The sequence below is a fragment of the Actinomadura sp. 7K507 genome, assembly GCF_004348425.1.
Classification (GTDB): Bacteria; Actinomycetota; Actinomycetes; order Streptosporangiales; family Streptosporangiaceae; genus Spirillospora.
Window position 1 is genome coordinate 38,405 of record NZ_SMKK01000008.1, and the last position, 20,276, is coordinate 58,680.

Consider the following 20,276-nt stretch of genomic DNA (forward strand, 5'->3'; position numbering starts at 1 on the left):
GCCGCCGTCCCGCTCCCGCGGATGGTCCTCTCCCAGGCCCGCTACGAGTTCCGCACGATGCTGCGCAACGGCGAGCAGCTGCTGCTGACGCTGATCATCCCCGTGGTGCTGCTCACCCTGTTCAGCGCCACGTCACTGCTCGACCTGGGCGAGGGACGCCGCGTCGACTTCCTCGCCCCCGGCATCCTCGCCCTCGCGGTGATGTCCACGGCCTTCACCGGGCAGGCGATCGGGACCGGCTTCGAGCGGCGCTACGGCGTCCTCAAGCGGCTCGGCGCCACGCCGCTGCCGCGCGGCGGCCTCATCGCCGCCAAGACCCTCACCGTGGTCGCGGTCGAAGCGGTGCAGGCCGCGGTGATCTGCGCGACGGCGCTGGCGCTCGGCTGGCAGCCGCACGGCGACCCCCTCTCGGTGATCGTCCTGCTGCTGCTCGGCACGGCCGCGTTCAGCGGGTTCGGGCTCCTCATGGCGGGGACGCTGCGCGCCGAGGCCACCCTCGCCGCGGCGAACCTCGTCTACATCCTGCTGCTGGCCGTCGGCGGCGTCGTCTTCCCGCTGGAGAAGTTCCCCGGCCCGGTGCAGGCCGCGCTTGAACTGCTGCCCATCTCGGCGCTCGCCGAGGGGCTGCGCGACGTCCTGCGCGACGGCGCGGCGTTCCCCGGCGGGCCCCTGCTCGTCCTCGCGGTCTGGGCCGTCGCGGGGCTCGCCCTGGCCGCCAGGTTCTTCCGGTGGGAGTAGCGGACGCGCACGCTGAGGCGCCCGGGTCGCTCGGCGGCTGGCCCAAGGCGCCCGGCGGGCGTGCCCGGATCCTGTCGCTGGGGTCGGTGCCGCCGCCCGCGCTGGTCCTGCTCGGGATCATCTCGGTGCAGGTGGGCGCGGGTCTCGCCAAGAACCTGTTCGACCGGCTGCCGCCGAGCGCCGTCGTGTCGCTGCGGCTGCTGACCTCGGCGATCGTCCTGGCGTTCCTGTCCCGCAAGGTGCTGCGGACCGTGCTGCGCGACCACACCCGCCGGGACATGCTGGTCGCCGCCGGGTTCGGGCTGACGCTCGCGGGCATGAACTTCGCGATCTACCAGTCGTTCGCCCGCATCCCGCTGGGCGTCGCGGTGACGATCGAGTTCCTCGGCCCGCTCGGCGTGGCGCTGCTGGCGTCGCGGCGCCCCCGGGACGCGCTGTGGGCGGTGCTGGCGGGCGCGGGCGTGGTCCTGCTCGCCCGCGGCGGCGGCGACCTCGACCCGGTCGGCGTCGCGTTCGCGCTGGCCGCCGGGGCGTGCTGGGCCGCCTACATCCTGCTGTCCGCCGCGACCGGGCAGCGGTTCGCCGGTTCGTCCGGCCTGGCCGTCGCGAGCATCGTCGGCACCGCCGCCATCCTGCCGCTCGGCGTCGCCGAGGGCGGCGCGCAGATGCTCGACCCGCGGCTGCTGCTGATCGGTCTCGGCGTCGGGCTGCTGTCGTCGGTGATCCCGTACACCCTGGAGCTGGACGCGCTGCGGCGGATGCCCACGCGGGTCTTCGGCGTCCTGATGAGCCTGGAGCCCGCCGCCGCCGCGCTGGTCGGGATGGCGCTGCTCGGCGAGTTGCTCACCGGGCGGCAGTGGGTCGCGATCGTCTGCGTCGTCGCGGCGAGCGTGGGCGCCACCCGGAGCCAGCGGGATCCGCCCGGAGCGCCCGAGGCGTGAGAGTGGCAGGCGCGTGTGGCAGCGTGGAAGGATCGGCAGGGATCGTCCAGCGCGGAGGATCGTCCAGCACGGACCACCATCCAGCACGGAGACGGAGAGGAGCCGCCGTGATCGGCCGGACCGAGGACCAGGGGATGCCGCCCGAGTTCTTCGAGGCGGGGTCGGCGTCGTTCGTCGACCTCCTGCGGCTCCACTCCCCCGAGCTGCTGCCCGTGAACCGGGTGCCGGACGGGGACGTCCCCGACCTGCCGCACGGCACGACCGTCCTGGCGCTGACGTTCCCGGGCGGGGTCATGATGGCCGGCGACCGGCGCGCCACCCAGGGGAACCGGATCGCCTACCGGGAGCTGGACAAGGTGCAGCGCGGCGACGAGTACTCCGCCGTGGCGTTCGCGGGCACGGTCGGGCTGGCGCTGGAGATGGTCCGCCTGTTCCAGGTCGAGCTGGAGCACTACGAGAAGATGGAGACGATCCCGCTGTCGCTGCCGGGCAAGGCCCGCCGCCTCGGCACCGTCATCCAGGCCAACCTCGCCCAGGCGCTCCAGGGCCTCGCGGTCGTCCCGCTGTTCACCGGGTACGACCCTGACTCCGGTGAGGGGCGGATCTACACCTACGACATCACCGGAGCCCCGCAGGAGGCCCGCGACTACCACGCGGACGGTTCGGGCTCCCCGTACGCGATCGGCGCCCTGAAGAAGCTCTACCGGCGCGACCTCTCCCTGGAGGACGCCGCCACCGTCTGCGTCCACGCCCTCTACGACGCGGCCGACGACGACACCGCCACCGGCGGGCCCGACCCCGCGCGCCGCATCTACCCGACAGTCGCGGTCGTCACGGAAGACGGCTACCGGCGCCTGCCCGAGGACGAGGTGTCCGCGATCGCCGACGAGGTCATGCGGGCCCGCATGGACAACCCGGGCGGCCCGCTCGCCCCCCTGCGCTGATCACCGGGACGCCGACCACCGGGAACGTCGTACCCGGCTTCTAGACTCGGCCGCATGGCACGGGCGAACGACGAGGCGGCGGCCCTCATCCAGGAACTGGCGGATCTGCTGTCCATCACGGGCGGCGACGCCTTCAAGATCAGGGCGTACGAGAAGGCCGCGCGGGCGATCGCGGGCCATCCCGACGACATCTCCGGCCTCGGCCTGGCCGGGCTGCGCGAGATCCCGGCGGTGGGCGAGGCGATCGCCAAGAAGGTCCTCGACTACAACACCACCGGCACGATCCGGCAGGTGGAGGAGCTGCGGACCCAGATTCCCGCCGGGGTCAGGGCGCTGACCGCCATCCCCACCCTCGGCCCGAAGAAGGCCCTCACCGTGTACGAGGAGCTGGGCATCTCCTCGGTGGACGAGCTGGCCACCGCGATCGGTGAGGGGCGCCTGCGCGGCCTCAAGGGCTTCGGCGCGAAGACCGAGGAGAACATCCTCCACGGCATCGACCTGATGCGCAGCTCCGGTGAGCGGGTCCTGGTGGACGCCGCCGCCGGAGTCGCCGACGAGATCGTCGAGAAGCTGTCCGCGCTTCCCCAGGTGGAGCGCTGCGAGCACGCGGGCTCCCTGCGCCGGATGCGGGAGACGATCGGCGACGTGGACGTCCTGGCGGCGTCCCGCGACCCCCGCCCGATCATGGAGGCGTTCACCGCGCTCCCGTTCGTCGCCGAGGTCGTCGCGAGCGGCGAGAAGAAGACCTCGATCCGCACCGCCAAGGGCCTGCAGGTCGACCTGCGCGTCGTCCCGCCCGAGTCGTGGGGCGCGGCCCTGCAGTACTTCACCGGGTCGCAGGCCCACAACATCCGCACCCGCGAGATCGCCGTGAAGGCGGGCCTCAAGCTGTCCGAGTACGGCCTGTTCCACGCGGAATCGGACGAGCTGATCGTCTCCGAGACCGAGGAGGAGGTCTACGAGCGGCTCGGGCTCCCCTGGGTCCACCCCACCCTCCGCGAGGACACCGGCGAGGTGGAGGCGGCGCTGAAGGGCGAGCTGCCCCGCCTCGTCACCGTCGAGGACCTGCGCGGCGACCTGCACAGCCACACCGACCTCACCGACGGCATCGCCTCCCTGGACGCCATGGTCGCCGCCGCGCACGCCCGCGGCCTCGACTACTACGCGATCACCGACCACGCGCCCGACCTGGTCATGCAGCGGATGACCGACGAGAAGATGCTCGCCCAGCGCGAACAGGTCGCCGAGCTGCAGGGCGGCTATCCCGGCATGACGCTCCTCCACGGAACGGAGCTGAACATCGGCCCGGACGGCGAGGTCGACTGGGGCGCCGATTTCCTGTCCGCGTTCGACGTCTGCGTCGCCTCGATCCACTCGCACTTCACCCAGGACCAGGACGTCATGACCCGGCGCCTCGTCCGCGCCTGCGAGAACCCCCACGTCCACGTCATCGGTCACCCGACCGCCCGCAGCATCGGCCGGCGCGCCCCGGTCGACGCCGACTGGGACGAGGTGTTCCGCGCCGCCGCCCGCACCGGCACCGCGATGGAGATCGACTCGTTCCCCGACCGCCTCGACCTGCCCGCCGATCTGGTCCGCCGCGCCAAGCGCTTCGGGGTGAAGTTCTCCATCGACACCGACGCGCACTCGCTCGGCCACCACCGCAACATCCGGTACGGCGTCGGCACCGCCCAGCGCGGCTGGCTGACCCCCGAAGACGTCATCAACACCTGGCCGCTGGACCGCCTCCGCGCCTTCCTCCGGAAGGAAGGCTGAGCCGGGATCCCCGGGGCCGGCGCGTCAGGCCGGCTGGGGAGTCTCGGCGGCCGCGGCTTCGGCGGGCGCCGGGGACGGTTCCGCCGAGGGGACGGGGCCGCGGTCGCGGAGGGCGAGCACGAGGCGGAAGGCTGTGATCCACATCAGGATCGAGCCGAGCATGTGCAGGAGCACCAGGCCCTCGGGGACGCCCAGGAAGTACTGGATGTAGCCGACGGCGCCCTGGAAGACGATGAGCGCGACCAGTTCGTGGGCGCGGCGGCGCGCGGCGGTGGGGGCGGGGGCGCGCGTGCGATACAGGGCGATGACGACGATCACCGTCAGGGCGGCGGTGACCCAGGCCAGCGTGCTGTGGATGCGGGTGACGTCGGTGATGTCGAAGCCGTACCGGCGGGCTTCCGCGTCGCCCGCGTGCGGGCCGGTGCCGGTGACGACGGTGCCGGCGACCAGGACGACGGCGCAGGACGCCAGCAGCCCTGCGGCGAGGGCGCGCGTCCCCGGCCCGGCGAGCCGTCTGGGCGGGTCGTCGCCCTCACCGGCGCGGACCCACAGCCCCACGCAGAAGACCAGCAGGACGGGCGACACGAGGAAGTGCAGCGACACGGCGGCCGGGTGCAGGTCGGTGAGCACCACGATCCCGCCGATGACGGCCTGCGCGACGACGCTCATCGGCTGGGCCAGCGCCCACCAGACCAGTTCCTTGCGGCGCGGAATGAGCCGCAGCGCCGCGATGAACACCGCCAGCCCCGCGGCCAGCACCACGAAGGTGACGAGCCGGTTGCCGAACTCGATCGACATGTTGAGCCAGTGGTGCTCGGGATTGTGGGTCGGGACGAGGCTGTCGCCCGAGCAGCGGGGCCAGTCGGGGCAGCCGAGCCCGGACTTGGTGACGCGGACGGCGCCGCCGCTGACGACGATCGCGACGTTGCCGATGACGCCCAGGAGCGCGAGCAGCCGCAGCGACCGGGGCGTCGGACGCCACACGGCGTTCCACATCCGGGCCGGGAGATTGGACGACTGTCGCTCTGCCACGGCACCAATCGTATGGGCGGGTCACGATGGCCGTGATCCGGCCCCCGGTTACCTCCCGTAGGGGCCGGGCGGTCCGGGCGGGCGGAACCCGGACGGGCCCTGGCCCGCCCACGGCGGACCGGCCGGCCGGTCCGTCCCGCGGCGCGGCGGGGTGCGCAGGAACGCCTGCCTGGCCACCGACATCAGGTCGAGCAGGGCGTCGCGGCGGGTGACGAACCAGCGTTCTTCGGCGACGCCCCGGTCGGCGCGCTTGTGCAGCAGCGCCAGTTCCGTCGCGGCGAGCTGGTAGTCCGTCATGGCGCGGGCGGCGCGGTGGCCGCCCACGAGGCGGGCCCAGCGGCGGGCGGCGCGGCGGGACGGGATGGAGCGTAGCATCCGGATGTCCTGCGGCGTCACCAGGCCCGTCGCGGCGTACGTCGGCAGGTACGTCTCGATGCGGCGGACGGTGCCCCGGCGCTCGACGAAGATGATGACGATCAGGGCGATCAGGATGCAGAAGTCCAGCAGGTAGACGACGACGAGGCCGCCGCCTCCGAACGAGGCGGCGCCGTTCCACAGCCCGTGCAGGATGATCGCGCCGAGCAGCCCGGCCAGCGGGGCGGTGATCTGGCCGCGGCGGTGGGTGGCCGCGTAGGCGACGCCGAGGCCGGTCATGGCGGTGAACAGCGGGTGGCTGAGCGGCATGATCAGGCCGCGCAGGATGAACACCGCCTGGAGCTGCTGCGTGCCGCCCTCCTCGTACGCCCGCATGTAGTAGGTGATGTTCTCCATCATCGCGAAGCCGAGGCCGACCATTGCGGCGTAGACGATCCCGTCGGCGAAGCCGTCGATCTCGTTGCGGCGGACCCAGAGCATGCCGAACAGGACGGCGCCCTTCAGCGTCTCCTCGATGACGGGCGCCCCGATCGTGGAGCTGACGAGGTGGCCCTCCTCCTCGCCGAAGATGGGCACGGTCACGTACAGCAGGCCGGCGGTGTTGAGCACCAGGGCTCCGAGCACGGCGACGCCCGCGCCCCACATGAACGCGAATGCCAGGGCGCGCGAGGGTTCGGGCTCCAGCCTGTCCAGGGTGAGCGCGAGGGCGACCAGCAGCGGGATCGGGACGATGGCGAGCAGCGCGCCCACCCAGAAGCCGGGTCCCCCGTACAGGGCGATGAATCCGAGCGCGGCCACGGCGCACAGCCCCGACACGGTCATTCCGACGATGAGGCCGACCGGGGGCCTGCCGGGGATACGCCCTTCGAGCACCGCCTTGGGGTCCACACGCGCCATGACGCGAAGCGTAACGGCAGGTAGCGCGAATGGCTAAGCCGATCCGATCACGTCAGGTAACCGTCGGGTCACGAGTCCGGCCGTCGGCGCAGGACCCGGCCGTCAGTGCAGGATCGGGTCGACGGCGACGGCCGTGAAAAGCAGCGCCAGGTAGACGTTGGAGAGGTGGAAGAACCGCATCGGCCGCAGATGGACGCCGGTGACCCCGGCGCGGACCGCCTTCAGCAGCCGGTGGCCCTCGGCGAGGAAGACCATGCCCAGGACGACCGCGACGGCGCCGTACACCGGGCCCATGCCCGCCACCGGCCACAGCAGCAGCGAGCAGGCCACGGTCGCGTAGGTGTAGAGGAGGCTCTCGGTGACGACGCGCCGCTCGGTGGCGACGACGGGCAGCATCGGGACCTTGGCGACCGCGTAGTCCTCGCGGTAGCGCATCGCGAGCGTCCACGTGTGCGGCGGCGTCCACAGGAACACGACGCCGAACAGGACGAGCGGGGTCCAGGCGAGGCCGCCGGTGATCGCGGCCCAGCCGATAAGGACGGGCATGCACCCCGCGATGCCGCCCCACACGACGTTCTGCGATGTCCGCCGCTTGAGCAGCAGCGAGTAGACGAAGACGTAGAACAGGATCGCGAACAGCGATCCGGCCGCGGCGACGGGGTTGACGGTGAGCAGGAACCCCGCCGTGGACAGGACCGCGAGCGTGATCCCGAAGATCAGCGCGCGGGCCGGCGTGACCTGGTGCCGCGCCAGCGGGCGGCGCCGGGTGCGGCGCATCTTGGCGTCGATGTCGCGGTCGATGTAGCAGTTGATCGCGTTGGCGGCCGCGGCGGACATCGTCCCGAACGCCAGCGTCAGCAGCACGGTGGACAGCGGCGGGAGGCCGCCGGCCGCCAGGAACATCACCGGGATGGTCGTGATGAGCAGCAGCTCGATGACGCGCGGCTTGGTCAGCGCCACGTAGGCGCGCACGCTCGCCCCGATCGTCCATGGGGCGGCCTGCTCGGCGGGCACCGGCACGAGGGGAGTCACAGGAGCCCCCGGCGTCCTGCGGTCGAGTTCGTCGAGTTCGAATTCGACCTCGCGCTTGTTACTGAGCACCGTCACAATCGGGTCCACGTCCAACGTAGGGATGGGAAATCGCGTACCACCTCGGCGGCGCCCCCGCGTTCCGGGCCGGCCTCGGCTGGGTGCAACTTCGGCTTGAGCTTCCTGCCGCGGCCGCTGTGGTCAACCGCGCATTCACTCTAGTCCGCCCCCTCCGGAGGGCGCGCACCGGGTCACCGGATCCCCCGCGGGATCACCCGTGCGGGGGGTTAGTCCGCGGGGCGTTCGGGCAAGGGTGCATGAGGCGGCGCGGCCACCCCGGGGAACGCGGCGCCTCGTGCCCGCGTTCACGTGCGCCTTCGGCGGCCCTCCCGCGCGATAGGCTCGCGGGAGGGCGCGGCATGATCTTCGCCGGCGGCGGGACGCGGCCGGCGCCTGGGGCCTGCGGGAAGACCGATCGCGTCGCCTGCCGTGCCGTGATCCGGGCGGTGCCCGGCCGCCGCGGCACAACAGAGTGGTTCAGTACACGTTTTGAGAGGAGCCTGGCGTTCCGTGAGCAGGGACAACAGCACGTTTGAGTGGTCCGACCAGGACCGGCGGGCGGTGGACGTGATCCGCGCCCTCGCCATGGACGCGGTCGAGGAAGCGGGCTCCGGTCACCCAGGGACGGCGATGAGCCTCGCGCCCGCCGCCTACCTTCTGTTCCAGCGGTTCCTCCGGCACGACCCGACCGACCCCCACTGGGCCGGCCGGGACAGGTTCGTGCTCTCCTGCGGGCACTCCAGCCTGACCCTTTACATCCAGCTCTACCTGTCCGGCTACCCGATGACGCTGGACGAGCTGAAGTCGCTGCGCAAGTGGGGCAGCCTCACCCCCGGCCACCCCGAGTTCGGGCACACGGCGGGCGTGGAGACGACCACGGGCCCGCTGGGGCAGGGCGTCGCGAACGCCGTCGGGATGGCGATGGCGGCGCGCCGCGAGCGCGGCCTGTTCGACCCGGACGCGCCGCAGGGCGAGTCCCCCTTCGACCACACCGTCTGGGCGTTCGCGTCCGACGGCGACATCATGGAGGGCATCAGCCACGAGGCGAGCGCCCTCGCGGCGCACCAGCGGCTCGGCAACCTGGTGCTGCTCTACGACGACAACCACATCTCGATCGAGGACGACACCGCGATCGCGCTGTCGGAGGACGTGCAGGCCCGGTACGCCGCGTACGGCTGGGACGTCCACAACGTCGACTGGACGGTGAACGGCGACTACGAGGAGAACGTCGCCGCGCTGGCCGAGGCGTTCACCGCGGCGCAGGCCGAGACGTCCCGCCCGTCGTTCATCGCGCTGCGGACGATCATCGGCTGGCCGGCGCCGAACAAGAAGAACACCGGCAAGGCGCACGGCTCGGCGCTCGGCGCGGACGAGGTCGCGGCGACCAAGCGGATCCTCGGCCTGGACCCGGCCGAGTCGTTCCAGGTCCCCGAGGACGTCCTGGCGCACGCCCGGAAGGTGAGCGACCGGGGCCGCGCCGACCACGCAGAGTGGAACAGGGCGTTCGACGCGTGGCGGGGGGACAACCCCGAGCGCGCGGCCGAGTTCGACCGGATCGCGGCCCGCGCGCTGCCGTCCGGCTGGGAGGGCGCGCTGCCGGAGTTCGAGGCCGGTACCGAGGTCGCGACCCGCAAGGCGTCGGGGGACGTCCTCGCGGCGCTGGCGCCGGTGCTGCCGGAGCTCTGGGGCGGCTCGGCGGACCTGGCCGAGAGCAACAACACGACGATGAAGGGCGAGCCGTCCTTCGTCCCCGAGGAGTTCCAGACCAAGGAGTTCCCGGGCCACCGCTACGGCCGCACGCTGCACTTCGGCGTCCGCGAGCACGCGATGGGCGCGATCTGCAACGGGATCGCGCTGCACGGCGGGACGCGCCCGTACGGCGGCACGTTCCTGATCTTCAGTGACTACATGCGCCCGGCGGTACGGCTGGCGGCGCTGATGAAGCTGCCGGTGACGTTCGTGTGGACGCACGACTCGATCGGCCTCGGCGAGGACGGCCCGACGCACCAGCCGGTCGAGCACCTGTGGGCGCTGCGGGCGATCCCGGGCCTGGACGTCGTCCGGCCGGCGGACGCGAACGAGACGGCCGTCGCGTGGCGGACCGTGCTCGGGCACACCGACCGCCCCGCGGGTCTGGCGCTGACCCGGCAGAAGCTGCCGACGCTCGAGCGCGGCGGCGAGCTGGCGTCCGCGGAGGGCGTCGCGAAGGGCGGCTACGTGCTCGCGGACGCCGACGGCGGGCGGCCCGACGTGATCGTCATCGCCACCGGCAGCGAGGTCGGGCTCGCGCTGGAGGCGCGGACGGCGCTGCAGGCCGAGGGCACACCGACCCGCGTCGTGTCGATGCCGTGCGTGGAGTGGTTCGAGGCGCAGACCGACGCCTACCGGCAGGAGGTCCTGCCTCCCGGGGTGCGCGCCCGCGTGTCGGTGGAGGCCGGGGTCGCGCTCGGCTGGCGCGCGTTCGTCGGCGACGCCGGCGAGTCGGTGAGCCTGGAGCACTTCGGCGCGTCGGCCGACTACAAGACGCTGTTCCTGCAGTTCGGCATCACCTCCGAGCGGGTCGTCGCGGCGGCGAAGGCGAGCCTGATCAAGGCCGGTGTGAAGCACGCCGGGCGAGGCGAGACCACCGGCAACTAGGACGTGACGAGGAGTATGCGATGAGTGAGATCCTGAAGAAGCTCTCGGACGAGGGCGTGTCGATCTGGCTGGACGACATCAGCCGGGAGCGGCTGCGGACGGGCAACCTGGCCGAGCTCGTCAAGGACAAGCACGTGGTCGGCGTGACGTCCAACCCCACGATCTTCGCCAAGGCGCTGAGCAAGGGCACCGCCTACGACGACCAGGTGCGCGACCTCGCGGTCCGCGGGGTGGACGTCGAGGAGGCGGCCCGCGCCATCACCTCCTACGACATCCGCTGGGGCTGCGACGTGCTGCGCCCGGTGTACGACCGGACGGAGGGGCTCGACGGCCGCGTGTCGCTGGAGGTGGACCCGCGGCTCGCCCGCGACACCCGCAGGACGGTCGCCGAGGCCCGGGCGCTGTGGTGGCTGGTGGACCGGCCGAACCTGTTCATCAAGATCCCGGCGACGCGGGAGGGGCTGCCGGCGATCACGGCGGCGCTGTCGGAGGGCATCAGCGTGAACGTGACGCTGATCTTCTCGCTGGAGCGCTACGGCGAGGTCATCGACGCGTTCTTCACCGGGCTGGAGCGAGCACGGGAGAACGGCCACGATCTGTCGAAGATCGCCTCGGTGGCGTCGTTCTTCGTCAGCCGCGTCGACACCGAGATCGACAAGCGGCTCGAGAAGATCGGCTCGCCGGAGGCGGAGGCGCTGACCTCGAAGGCGGGTCTGGCCAACGCCCGGCTCGCGTACGCGCTGTACGAGGAGAAGTTCGGCACGGGCCGGTGGAAGGCGCTCAAGGACGCCGGGGCCCGTCCCCAGCGTCCGCTGTGGGCGTCCACCGGTGTGAAGGACCCGGACCTCAACGACACGCTGTACGTGGACGAACTGGTCGCGCCGGGCACGGTCAACACGATGCCGGAGGCGACGCTGGTGGCCGAGGCCGACCACGGCCAGGTCCGCGGCGACACCGTCCGCGGCTCCTACGACGACGCACGGGCGCACATGGCGGCGCTGAAGGACGCCGGCGTCGACTACGACGACGTCGTGCGGGTCCTGGAGGACGAGGGCGTCGAGAAGTTCGCGGTGTCGTGGAAGGAGCTGCTCGACTCGATCACCGGCGAGCTGGAGTCCAAGAGGGCCGAGGCATGACCTCGGTGGTGACCGCCGGGGGGATCTCGGTCACCATCCGCGGAGCCGTGGTCGACGAGAGCGACACGCTGCTGGAGCGTCTCGTTTCCGACGGCGTTCCGGGCTCCCTGATGTCCCGGAACGCGAAGCTGTGGGGGCCGGACGCGGCCCCGCTGGCCGCCTGCCGGCTGGGCTGGCTGGGGATGCCGGAGACCTCGCGGTCGCTGGCGGACCTGCTGGCCGAGCCGGCGGGCGAGGCCCGTGCCGCGGGTCTCGACCGGATCGTCCTGGCGGGCGCGGGCGGTTCCGCGCTCGCCGCCGAGGCGATGTCCCGGTCCGCGTTCCGGTCCGCCGAGGGGGCGGCGGAGCTGATCGTCCTGGACACGACCGATCCGCACGAGGTGTCGGGCGTGCTGGCCGGCGACCTGCACCGGACGGTGGTGGTCGTGGTCGGCGGGAGCATCGAGGCGGAGTCGCTGCGGCGCGTGTTCGGGCGCGCGTTCTCCGAAGCCGGGCTGGACGGCGCCGAGCTGGCGCGCCGGTTCGTCGTCGTGGCCGAGGAGGGGTCGGCGCTCGCGCGCGCCGCCGGCGAGGTGGGCCATCACCTCGTGCCCGCCGAACCCGACGCCGACGGGCGCTACGGCGCCCTCGGCGCGCGGGCGCTGGTCCCGGCCGCGCTCGCCGGGGTCGACGTGGACGTCCTGCTGGACGACGCGTCCCGGCTGCTCGCGGCGCTCCGGCAGCCCTACGACAACCCGGCCCTGGCGCTGGGCGCGGTGCTGGGCTCCTCCGCGCTCGGCACCCGCGACAAGCTCGTGATCGCCGACCACGGTTCCGGCCTGGACGGCTTCTCCGGGTGGGCGGAGCAGCTGGTCGGCGGCGCGCTGGGCAAGGACGGCAAGGGTCTCCTGCCGGTGGTGGTCGAGGGCGTGGACGCGCCGGGCTTCGAACTGGCCGGCGACCTGCGCCGCGTCATCCTGGGCCGCCGGCAGGACGAGCCCGGTCCCGGGCGCGAGGCGGGGGTGAGCGTGGCGGGCCCGCTCGGCGCGCAGTTCCTGCTGTGGGAGTACGCGGCGGCGGTGGCGGCGCGCGTGCTGGGCGTGAATCCGTTCGACGAGCCGGATGTCGGCGAGTCGCAGGAGAGCACGGCGGCGCTGCTGCGGTCCGAGGAGGGCACCGCCCCCACGGTCGTGGGCAGGCCGCCGGAGCTGGTGTCGGGTGCGGTGGAGGTGCACTGCACCGTCCCCGACGCGCAGGACGCCCTCCGGGGCGCGCGGACCCTGACCGAGGCGCTGGAGGTGATCCTGGAGGGCGTCCCGGACGGCGGCTACCTCGCCGTCCTGGCCTACCTGGACCGCCGGGGCGACGCGGCGGCGGCCGGGCTGCGGCCGCTGCTGGCGGCGCGGGCCGCCAAGGTCCGCAGGCATCCGGCGCCCGTGACGTTCGGGTGGGGGCCGCGCTACCTGCACACGGTCGGCCAGTACCACAAGGGCGGCCCGCAGAACGGCGCGTTCCTGCAGCTCACCGGCGCGGTCACCGGGGACGTCCAGGTGCCGGGCCGACCGTACAGCCTCGGGGAACTGCAGCTCGCGCAGGCGTTCGGCGACCTCCGGGTGGTCCGGTCCCTGGGCCGCCCCTCCTTCCGGCTCCATCTGCGCGACCGCGCGGAGGGCCTCGCTCAGCTGACGGAGGCGCTCGCCTAGCGGACGCCGGCGCGGAAGAAGATCGATGGATAGGTCGCCAATGCGCATTCTCTCCTGAAACGATGGGGGGTCAGGAGGGAACGGTGTCCGGATTCGACGTATTGACGCGCGGCGACGTGCTGGACCTTGCGCTGAAGGCGAGGGACTACCTCGTCAGCTGCGGGGTCCCCGGCGCGCTCGCCGCCAAGGACCCGCGGCTGTGGGGGCGGCGCGCGGTCGACCACAGCAGGCTCGGCTGGCTCGACCTGCCGTTCGCCTCGCGCGGCCTGCTCAACCAGGTGGACGGGATGGTCGCCGAGGCCCGCTACTCGGGCCTCGACCACATCGTGCTGATCGGCGTCGGGGCGGAGAGCCTCGCCGCCCAGGCGATCATGGAGGCGCACGCGCCCGCGGTCGCCGTCGGCTCCGGCGCCCCGGGGCAGGCGGGGCAGGGCCCGCCCGGCGGGGCGACGGGCGAGCTGACCGTCCTGGACGGCAGCGACACCGCCGCGCTCGCGTTCGCCATGGAGCGGCTCGACCGGACGCTGGTCGTGCTGGCCAGCAAGGCGGGCGTGTCGCTGGAAGGCGACGCCTACCGCAGGATCTTCTCCGCCGCGTTCCGTGAGCGCGGCCTGTCGGAGCGGGAGATCGCGGGCCGGTTCCTGGTCATCACCGACCACGGGAGCCCGCTGCACGACTTCGCGCGGCAGTGCGGCTACCGGATCGGGCTGACCGACCCGTACCTGCCGGGGCACTACGGGGCCCTGTCGGCCTACGGGCTCGTCCCCGCCGTGCTCGCGGGCGCCGACGCCGAGCGCCTGCTGGAGGAGGCGGCGTCGCTGGTGCCGTCGCTCGGCAAGGACGAGGACAATCCGGGCCTGCTGCTCGGCGCCGTCATCGGCGGCTGCGCGCAGCAGGGGCCCGGCGGGCTGGCCCGCGACAAGGTGCTGCTGCGCGAGCCCGGCGGCCCGGGCGCGCTGAGCAACTGGATCTCGCAGCTCCTGGCGGTCGGCACCGGCAAGCGGGGCCGCGGCGTGCTGGCGTTCGAGCCGCCCGGCGGGCGCGGCGACTTCCCCGACGTGCACGGCGTGTCGATCAACCCGAAGTCGGCGGCGCAGGACGACTCTGACACCTCGGTGTGGGCTCCGCTCGGCGCGCAGTTCCTGCTGTGGGAGTACGCGACGGCGGTCGCCGGGTGGCTGCTCGGCGTGAACCCGTTCGAGGCGGGCAGCACCGTCGTCCAAGAGTCCGAGGACGACGCGGCGACGATGCTGCGCACGGCGGGCACCGGCCCGCTGACCGCGGAGGAGCCGGTGTACGTCGAGGACGACATCGAGGTGCACGCCGACTTCCCGTGGCCGCCCGGCGCGGAGCTGCGGACCGTCCTCGGCGGGCTGGTCGCCTCGGTGCCGGGCGACGGGTACCTGTCGGTCATGACGTACCTGTCGGGCGACTTCTCCGGGCGGTACCTCGCGCCGTCCATGGCGCGCGGGTCCGGGCGTCCCGTCGCCTACGGCCCGGGACCGGCGTACCCGCACGCGACGGGGCCGGTGCACAAGGACGGTCCGGGCAACGGCGCGTTCCTGATCATCACCGGCGACCCGGCGCCGGGCGACACGCTGGCCTCGCATCCCGTCCCGGGCCGCCCCTACAGCCTGGCGAAGCTGCAGCTCGCGCGGGCCCTGGCCGAGCTGCGGGCGCTGCGCGAGCGCAGGCTGCCGGTGATCCGGCTGCATCTGCGCGACCCGGTCGAGGGCGCGGGCAGGCTCACCGAGTCGATGCGCTCGGTGGCGGGGGCGCGCAGGCCGTGACCTTCATCGCCGTCCCGGTCGCCGCCTACCCGGCCCCGGTGAGGGCAGGATGCTTGCAGGAGTAGTACGACAGAAGGCGGCGCCGCGGGACGCAGCGCGGTCAGAGGGGGCCATGTGACCGACCCGACAAATCCGCTCCGCGACCCGCGGGACAAGCGCCTGCCGCGGGTGGCCGGGCCCTGCGTGCTCGTGCTGTTCGGCGTCACCGGGGACCTGTCCCGAAAGAAGCTGCTGCCGGCGATCTACGACCTGGCGAACCGGGGCCTGCTGCCGCCGGGCTTCTCCCTGGTCGGCTTCGCCCGCCGCGAGTGGGACCACCAGGACTTCCGGCAGATCGCCTACGAGTCGGTCAAGGAGCACGCGCGGACGCCGTTCCGCGAGGACGTCTGGACGCACCTGTCGGAGGGCATGCACTTCGTCCCCGGCACGTTCGACGACCCGGGCGCGTTCGACGCGCTGTCGATGGCCGTCAAGGAGCTGGACGAGACCCGCGGCACGGGCGGCAACTACGCGTTCTACCTGTCGATCCCGCCGAAGTTCTTCGAGAAGGTCGTGGAGCAGCTCCAGCGCAGCGGCCTCGCCGACCGCTCGCAGGAGTCCTGGCGGCGGGTCGTCATCGAGAAGCCGTTCGGCAGGGACCAGACGACGGCGGTGGAGCTGAACGACACCGTCCACCGGGTCTTCCCCGAGGAGTCGATCTTCCGGATCGACCACTACCTCGGCAAGGAGACGGTGCAGAACATCCTGGCGCTGCGGTTCGCCAACGCGATGTTCGAGCCGATCTGGAACCGGTCGTTCGTCGACCACGTGCAGATCACGATGGCCGAGGACATCGGCATCGGCGGCCGCGCCGGGTACTACGACGGGATCGGCGCGGCGCGCGACGTCATCCAGAACCACCTGCTGCAGCTGCTGGCGCTGACGGCGATGGAGGAGCCCACGTCGTTCAGCGCCGAGGCCGTCCGGGCGGAGAAGGCCAAGATCCTGTCCTCGGTGCGGCTGCCCGGCGACCTGGCCGAGTCCACCGCGCGCGGGCAGTACGCGGCGGGCTGGCAGGGCGGCGTGGACGTCCGCGGCTACCTGGACGAGGACGGCATCCCGGCCGACTCCCGGACCGAGACCTACGCCGCGGTCAAGCTGGAGATCCAGAACCGCCGCTGGGCGGGCGTCCCGTTCTACCTGCGCACCGGCAAGCGCCTCAGCCGCCGGGTGACGGAGGTGGCGATGGTGTTCCAGCAGGCGCCGCACCAGCCGTTCTCGGAGACCGACACCGAGGAGCTCGGGCAGAACGCCCTGGTCATGCGGGTGCAGCCGGACGAGGGCATCACGGTCCGGTTCGGCTCGAAGGTGCCCGGCACCTCGATGGAGATCCGCGACGTCAACATGGACTTCGCCTACGGCGAGTCGTTCACCGAGACCTCCCCCGAGGCCTACGAGCGGCTGCTGCTGGACGTGCTGATCGGCGACCCGCCGCTGTTCCCCCGGCAGGAGGAGGTCGAGCTGTCCTGGAAGATCCTCGACCCCGTCACCGAGTACTGGGCGAGCCGCGGCGGCGTCGACCAGTACAAGTCCGGCGGTTACGGGCCCGACAGCGCCGAAGAGCTGATGGCGCGCGACGGGCGCGTCTGGCGGCGGCTCTAGACGATGACGAGACGGGGGCTGTAGATGAACATCGACCTCACCGGCACCACGACCCGCAAGATCCAGGACGCGCTGACGCAGTCCCGGCACCTGATGGGCGGGCCGGCCGTCGGCATGGTGCTCACCCTGATCATCGTGACCGACGAGTCGGCGCAGTACGACGCGGTGCGCGCGGCGACGGAGGCGGCCCGCGAGCATCCCTGCCGGGTGCTGACCGTCATCTCCCGCGATCCGCGCGGCGGCTCGTCCCGGCTGGACGCCGAGATCCGGATGGGCGAGACCGGGCCGGGCGAGACGGTGCTGCTGCGCATGTACGGGCCGCTCGCCGACCACGCCGACTCGGTGGTCGTCCCGCTGCTGATGCCCGACACGCCGGTGGTGACGTGGTGGCCGGGCGGCAAGGTGCCGAAGGTGCCCGCCAAGGACCCGCTCGGCACGCTGGCGCAGCGCCGGGTGACCGACTCCTACGCGGCCCGCGACCGGCTCGGCACCCTCGCGCAGCTCGCCCAGGGGTACCGTCCGGGCGACACCGACTTCACCTGGACGCGGCTGACGTCGTGGCGGTCGCTGCTGGCCGCCGCGCTCGACCAGAAGCACGACGAGATCGTGTCCGGCGAGGTGTCGGCGGAGCCGGACAGCCCGAGCGCGGAGCTGCTGGCGGCGTGGCTGTCGATCCGGCTGGGCGTCCCGGTGACCCGGACGGTCTCCGAGGGCCCCGGCCTCACCGGCGTCCGGCTCACGACGACGAGCGGCGACATCCAGATCCACCGGCCCGACGGGCGGGTCGCGACGCTGTGCCGGCCCGGCCAGCCCGACCGGCATGTGTCGCTGCTGCGGCGCCCCATGGCCGACCTGCTGGCCGAGGAGCTCCGGCGCCTCGACCCCGACGAGGTGTACCACGAGGCCGCCACCCGGTTCGCCAAGGACCTCGCGGGCGGCTCGACGAGCGAGGGCGTGGCGAGCGACCCGATGTCGGCGACGGCGGAGGCGGAGGCGGAGCCCGCCGGGCAGGCCGCCGAGGAAGAGCCGGACGGGAACGGCGAGGGGGGCCGGGAGTGAGCGCCCCGGAGGTTCTGCTCCACCGCGACCAGGACGTCCTCGCCGAGGCGGCCGCCGCGCGGCTGGTGACGCGGATCGCGGACGTCCAGGCGGCGCGGGGCTCGGCGTCGGTCGCGCTGACCGGCGGCGGGGTCGGCACGGCGCTGCTGTCCGCGCTCGCCGCCGGCGGGGCGCGCGACGCGATCGACTGGGGACGCCTGGACGTGTGGTGGGGCGACGAGCGGTTCCTGCCCGCCGGGGACCCGGAGCGCAACGAGACCGGTGCCCGGGAGGCGCTGCTCGACCGCGTCCCGCTGGATCCGGTCCGGGTGCATCCGATGCCGGCGGCGGACGGGCCCGACGGGGACGACCCGGAGGCCGCGGCGGGGCGCTACGCCGCCGAGCTGCTGTCCGCCGAACATCCCGGGGACGCCCCCGGGTCGTCGTTCCACATCCCCTCGTTCGACGTGCTGATGCTGGGTGTGGGGCCGGACGCGCACGTGGCGTCGCTGTTCCCGGGGATGGCGGCCCTGGGCGAGAAGCAGCGTCCGGTGGTGGCTGTGCGGGACGCCCCGAAGCCGCCGCCGACACGGATCTCGCTGACGTTCCCGGTGCTGCACGCGGCACGGGAGGTCTGGGTGCTGGCGGCGGGCGAGTCGAAGGCCGGGGCCGTCCGGCTCGGGCTGGCGGAGACGGACCCGGTGGAGGCGCCGGTCGCGGGGGCCCGGGGCCGGGAGCGGACCCTGTTCCTGCTGGACCGGGCCGCCGCCTCGCGGCTCCCGCCGGGGTACGTCACCGCGCCTTGACCTGCCTTGCCGACCCTTGACCCGGCTTGGGGAAACGACTGCGCGGTTCAGGGAGAACCGATTGGTGGCCGCCGTTCCGCATGCCTTCCGCAAAACCGCGCATACCCTGACGAGGAGATAACCCGCGTCGAGGGTGAGGAGTTCTCAGGTGCTCAAGGGTCGGAGCGGGACGGTGAGTGCGGCGATCATCGGGGCGGTCATCATCGCGGTCTCCGGCTGCTCGTCCGGTGGGGACGGCGATGGCGGCGGCGCGGGCGGCGGCAAGGCCGCGGACCAGGTGAAGCTCTCCATCACGCCCGCGACCGGCACGAAGCAGGCCGCACCGGAGAAGCCCGTCACGGTCACGGCGGACAACGGCAAGCTGACGGACGTGACCCTCACCTACGGCAAGAAGAACAAGAAGGCCGAGGGCGAGCTCGCCCAGGACGGCACGTCGTGGAAGTCCTCGTGGACCCTGAAGCCGTCCACGACGTACACGGTCACCGCCAAGGGCACCGGCGGCGGAGGCAAGCAGGTCACCGCGACCTCCACCTTCACCACGCTGAAGCCCGACGGCAAGCTGGAGACCGGCATGTCGCCGCTCGACGGCGAGACCGTCGGCGTCGGCATGCCCGTGCAGCTGCTGCTGTCCCGGCCGGTGAGCACGAAGGCCGGCAAGGTCGCGGTGGAGAAGGCCCTCGAGGTCCGGATGTCGGAGCCGGTCCAGGGCGCCTGGTACTGGATCAGCGACGAGCAGGTCCAGTTCCGTCCCCGCGAGTACTGGCCCACCGGCCAGAAGGTGGAGGTCATCGCGCACCTGGCGGGCGTGAAGATCGCCGACGGCGTGTACGGGGTGGAGGACCGCTCCGCGAGCTTCACCGTCGGCGAGAGGCACATCACCACCATCGACGCCAAGAAGCACCGCGCGACGGTCACCGAGGGCGGCGAGACGGTGAAGACCATCAACGTCAGCCTCGGCAAGCCCGGCCACGAGAGCTACAGCGGGACGATGATCGCCCAGGAGAAGGCGAAGGACATCATCATGGACTCGGCGACGACCGGTAACCCGGGCGAGTACCGGATCCCGACGAAGTGGAACGTCCGCCTCACCTACAGCGGCGTGTTCGTGCACTCGGCGCCGTGGTCGACCACCTCGCAGGGCAGCGACAACGTCAGCCACGGGTGCGTGAACATGTCCGCCGGGAACGCCAAGTGGTTCTACGACTTCACCAACCGGGGCGACATCGTCAAGGTGCAGGGAACGTCCCGGAAGCTGGAGTTCGGCAACGGGCCGACGCCGTGGGCGAAGTCCTGGGAGGACTGGCTGGCCGGCAGCGCGACCGGCGAGCCGGTCACGGGCACGCCGCTCGAGTGACCCCGCGCCTCGGGCGTCCGGTGACGGCACTGGCACACTTGGTGGCATGCAGAAGCTCTCGCTGGACGCACTGGTCCGGGACCACCTGAAGCGCGCCGCCGCGAACTCCACCGGACGCAGCGCCGACACCGTCTACGGCGGTCACGAGCGCGTCCTGCGCCAGACGCTCATCGCGCTGACCTCGGGCACGACGCTGTCGGAGCACGAGAATCCCGGTGAGGCGACGATCTCGGTCCTGCACGGGCGGGTGCGCCTGCTGAGCGGCGACAACTCCTGGGACGGGATCTCCGGCGACCTCCTGATCGTCCCGGAGGCGCGGCACAGCCTGGAGGCGCTGGAGGACTCGGCGATCCTGCTCACCGTCGCCAAGTCCGGCTGAGCGACGCCACCCGGAGGCCGG

16 protein-coding genes are annotated in these 20,276 nt (G+C 72.8%); 13 read left to right on the forward strand and 3 right to left on the reverse strand.

What is annotated here, in order from left to right; translation table 11 throughout:
* The first annotated feature begins 21 nt into the window (after nucleotides 1–21).
* From E1285_RS03355 to polX, 4 genes are all read left to right on the forward strand, one after another.
* Entirely contained in the window at nucleotides 22–738 is a 717-nt protein-coding gene (locus tag E1285_RS03355) for an ABC transporter permease (RefSeq protein ID WP_132147955.1), read from the forward strand.
* Nucleotides 739–806: 68 nt separating this feature from the next.
* Complete coding sequence (locus tag E1285_RS03360; RefSeq protein WP_243722523.1) at nucleotides 807–1,679, forward strand: EamA family transporter; 873 nt, start codon at nucleotides 807–809, stop codon at nucleotides 1,677–1,679.
* Between the two features lie 107 nt (nucleotides 1,680–1,786).
* Nucleotides 1,787–2,623, forward strand: coding sequence for a proteasome subunit beta (gene prcB / locus E1285_RS03365; RefSeq protein WP_243722515.1), 837 nt, complete (start codon nucleotides 1,787–1,789; stop codon nucleotides 2,621–2,623).
* 54 nt (nucleotides 2,624–2,677) lie between these two features.
* On the forward strand, nucleotides 2,678–4,399 hold the full coding sequence (gene polX / locus E1285_RS03370; RefSeq protein WP_132147886.1) for a DNA polymerase/3'-5' exonuclease PolX: 1,722 nt from the start codon (nucleotides 2,678–2,680) through the stop codon (nucleotides 4,397–4,399).
* Between the two features lie 24 nt (nucleotides 4,400–4,423).
* Here polX and E1285_RS03375 read toward each other — a convergent pair whose 3' ends face one another.
* The 3 genes from E1285_RS03375 to E1285_RS03385 all read right to left on the reverse strand — a co-directional run bounded on the left by E1285_RS03375 (nucleotide 4,424) and on the right by E1285_RS03385 (nucleotide 7,723).
* The gene (locus tag E1285_RS03375) at nucleotides 4,424–5,431 is read right to left on the reverse strand and encodes a COX15/CtaA family protein (RefSeq protein WP_243722516.1); all 1,008 of its coding nucleotides are present in this window, start codon (nucleotides 5,429–5,431) and stop codon (nucleotides 4,424–4,426) included.
* Nucleotides 5,432–5,479: 48 nt separating this feature from the next.
* Nucleotides 5,480–6,703: a PrsW family intramembrane metalloprotease gene (locus E1285_RS03380; protein WP_132147888.1), complete on the reverse strand. Its 1,224-nt coding sequence runs from the start codon at nucleotides 6,701–6,703 to the stop codon at nucleotides 5,480–5,482.
* A gap of 102 nt (nucleotides 6,704–6,805) precedes the next feature.
* Nucleotides 6,806–7,723 carry a heme o synthase gene (locus E1285_RS03385; RefSeq protein WP_243722524.1) on the reverse strand — a complete coding sequence of 306 codons (918 nt, stop codon included), beginning with the start codon at nucleotides 7,721–7,723 and terminating at the stop codon, nucleotides 6,806–6,808.
* 579 nt (nucleotides 7,724–8,302) lie between these two features.
* On the opposite strand from E1285_RS03385, the gene tkt reads away from it, so the two are divergent.
* From tkt to E1285_RS03430, 9 genes are all read left to right on the forward strand, one after another.
* A complete protein-coding gene (gene tkt, locus E1285_RS03390; protein WP_132147890.1) occupies nucleotides 8,303–10,429 on the forward strand; it encodes a transketolase in 2,127 nt (708 codons plus the stop codon).
* Nucleotides 10,430–10,449: 20 nt separating this feature from the next.
* Nucleotides 10,450–11,565 carry a transaldolase gene (gene tal, locus E1285_RS03395; RefSeq protein WP_132147892.1) on the forward strand — a complete coding sequence of 372 codons (1,116 nt, stop codon included), beginning with the start codon at nucleotides 10,450–10,452 and terminating at the stop codon, nucleotides 11,563–11,565.
* Nucleotides 11,562–13,247 (forward strand): glucose-6-phosphate isomerase, encoded by a 1,686-nt coding sequence (locus E1285_RS03400; protein WP_132147894.1) that lies wholly within the window; start codon nucleotides 11,562–11,564, stop codon nucleotides 13,245–13,247. Before tal ends, E1285_RS03400 begins: the two co-directional genes overlap by 4 nt.
* A gap of 83 nt (nucleotides 13,248–13,330) precedes the next feature.
* A complete protein-coding gene (locus tag E1285_RS03405; RefSeq protein ID WP_165966435.1) occupies nucleotides 13,331–15,037 on the forward strand; it encodes a phosphoheptose isomerase in 1,707 nt (568 codons plus the stop codon).
* 114 nt (nucleotides 15,038–15,151) lie between these two features.
* Nucleotides 15,152–16,678, forward strand: a complete 1,527-nt coding sequence (gene zwf / locus E1285_RS03410) for a glucose-6-phosphate dehydrogenase (protein WP_132147896.1) — start codon at nucleotides 15,152–15,154, stop codon at nucleotides 16,676–16,678.
* Nucleotides 16,679–16,702: 24 nt separating this feature from the next.
* Complete coding sequence (locus E1285_RS03415; protein ID WP_132147898.1) at nucleotides 16,703–17,737, forward strand: glucose-6-phosphate dehydrogenase assembly protein OpcA; 1,035 nt, start codon at nucleotides 16,703–16,705, stop codon at nucleotides 17,735–17,737.
* Nucleotides 17,734–18,522, forward strand: coding sequence for a 6-phosphogluconolactonase (gene pgl, locus E1285_RS03420; protein ID WP_132147900.1), 789 nt, complete (start codon nucleotides 17,734–17,736; stop codon nucleotides 18,520–18,522). Before E1285_RS03415 ends, pgl begins: the two co-directional genes overlap by 4 nt.
* A gap of 148 nt (nucleotides 18,523–18,670) precedes the next feature.
* On the forward strand, nucleotides 18,671–19,876 hold the full coding sequence (locus tag E1285_RS03425) for an Ig-like domain-containing protein (protein ID WP_243722517.1): 1,206 nt from the start codon (nucleotides 18,671–18,673) through the stop codon (nucleotides 19,874–19,876).
* A gap of 46 nt (nucleotides 19,877–19,922) precedes the next feature.
* A complete protein-coding gene (locus E1285_RS03430) occupies nucleotides 19,923–20,255 on the forward strand; it encodes a cupin domain-containing protein (RefSeq protein ID WP_132147902.1) in 333 nt (110 codons plus the stop codon).
* Nucleotides 20,256–20,276: the final 21 nt, after the last annotated feature.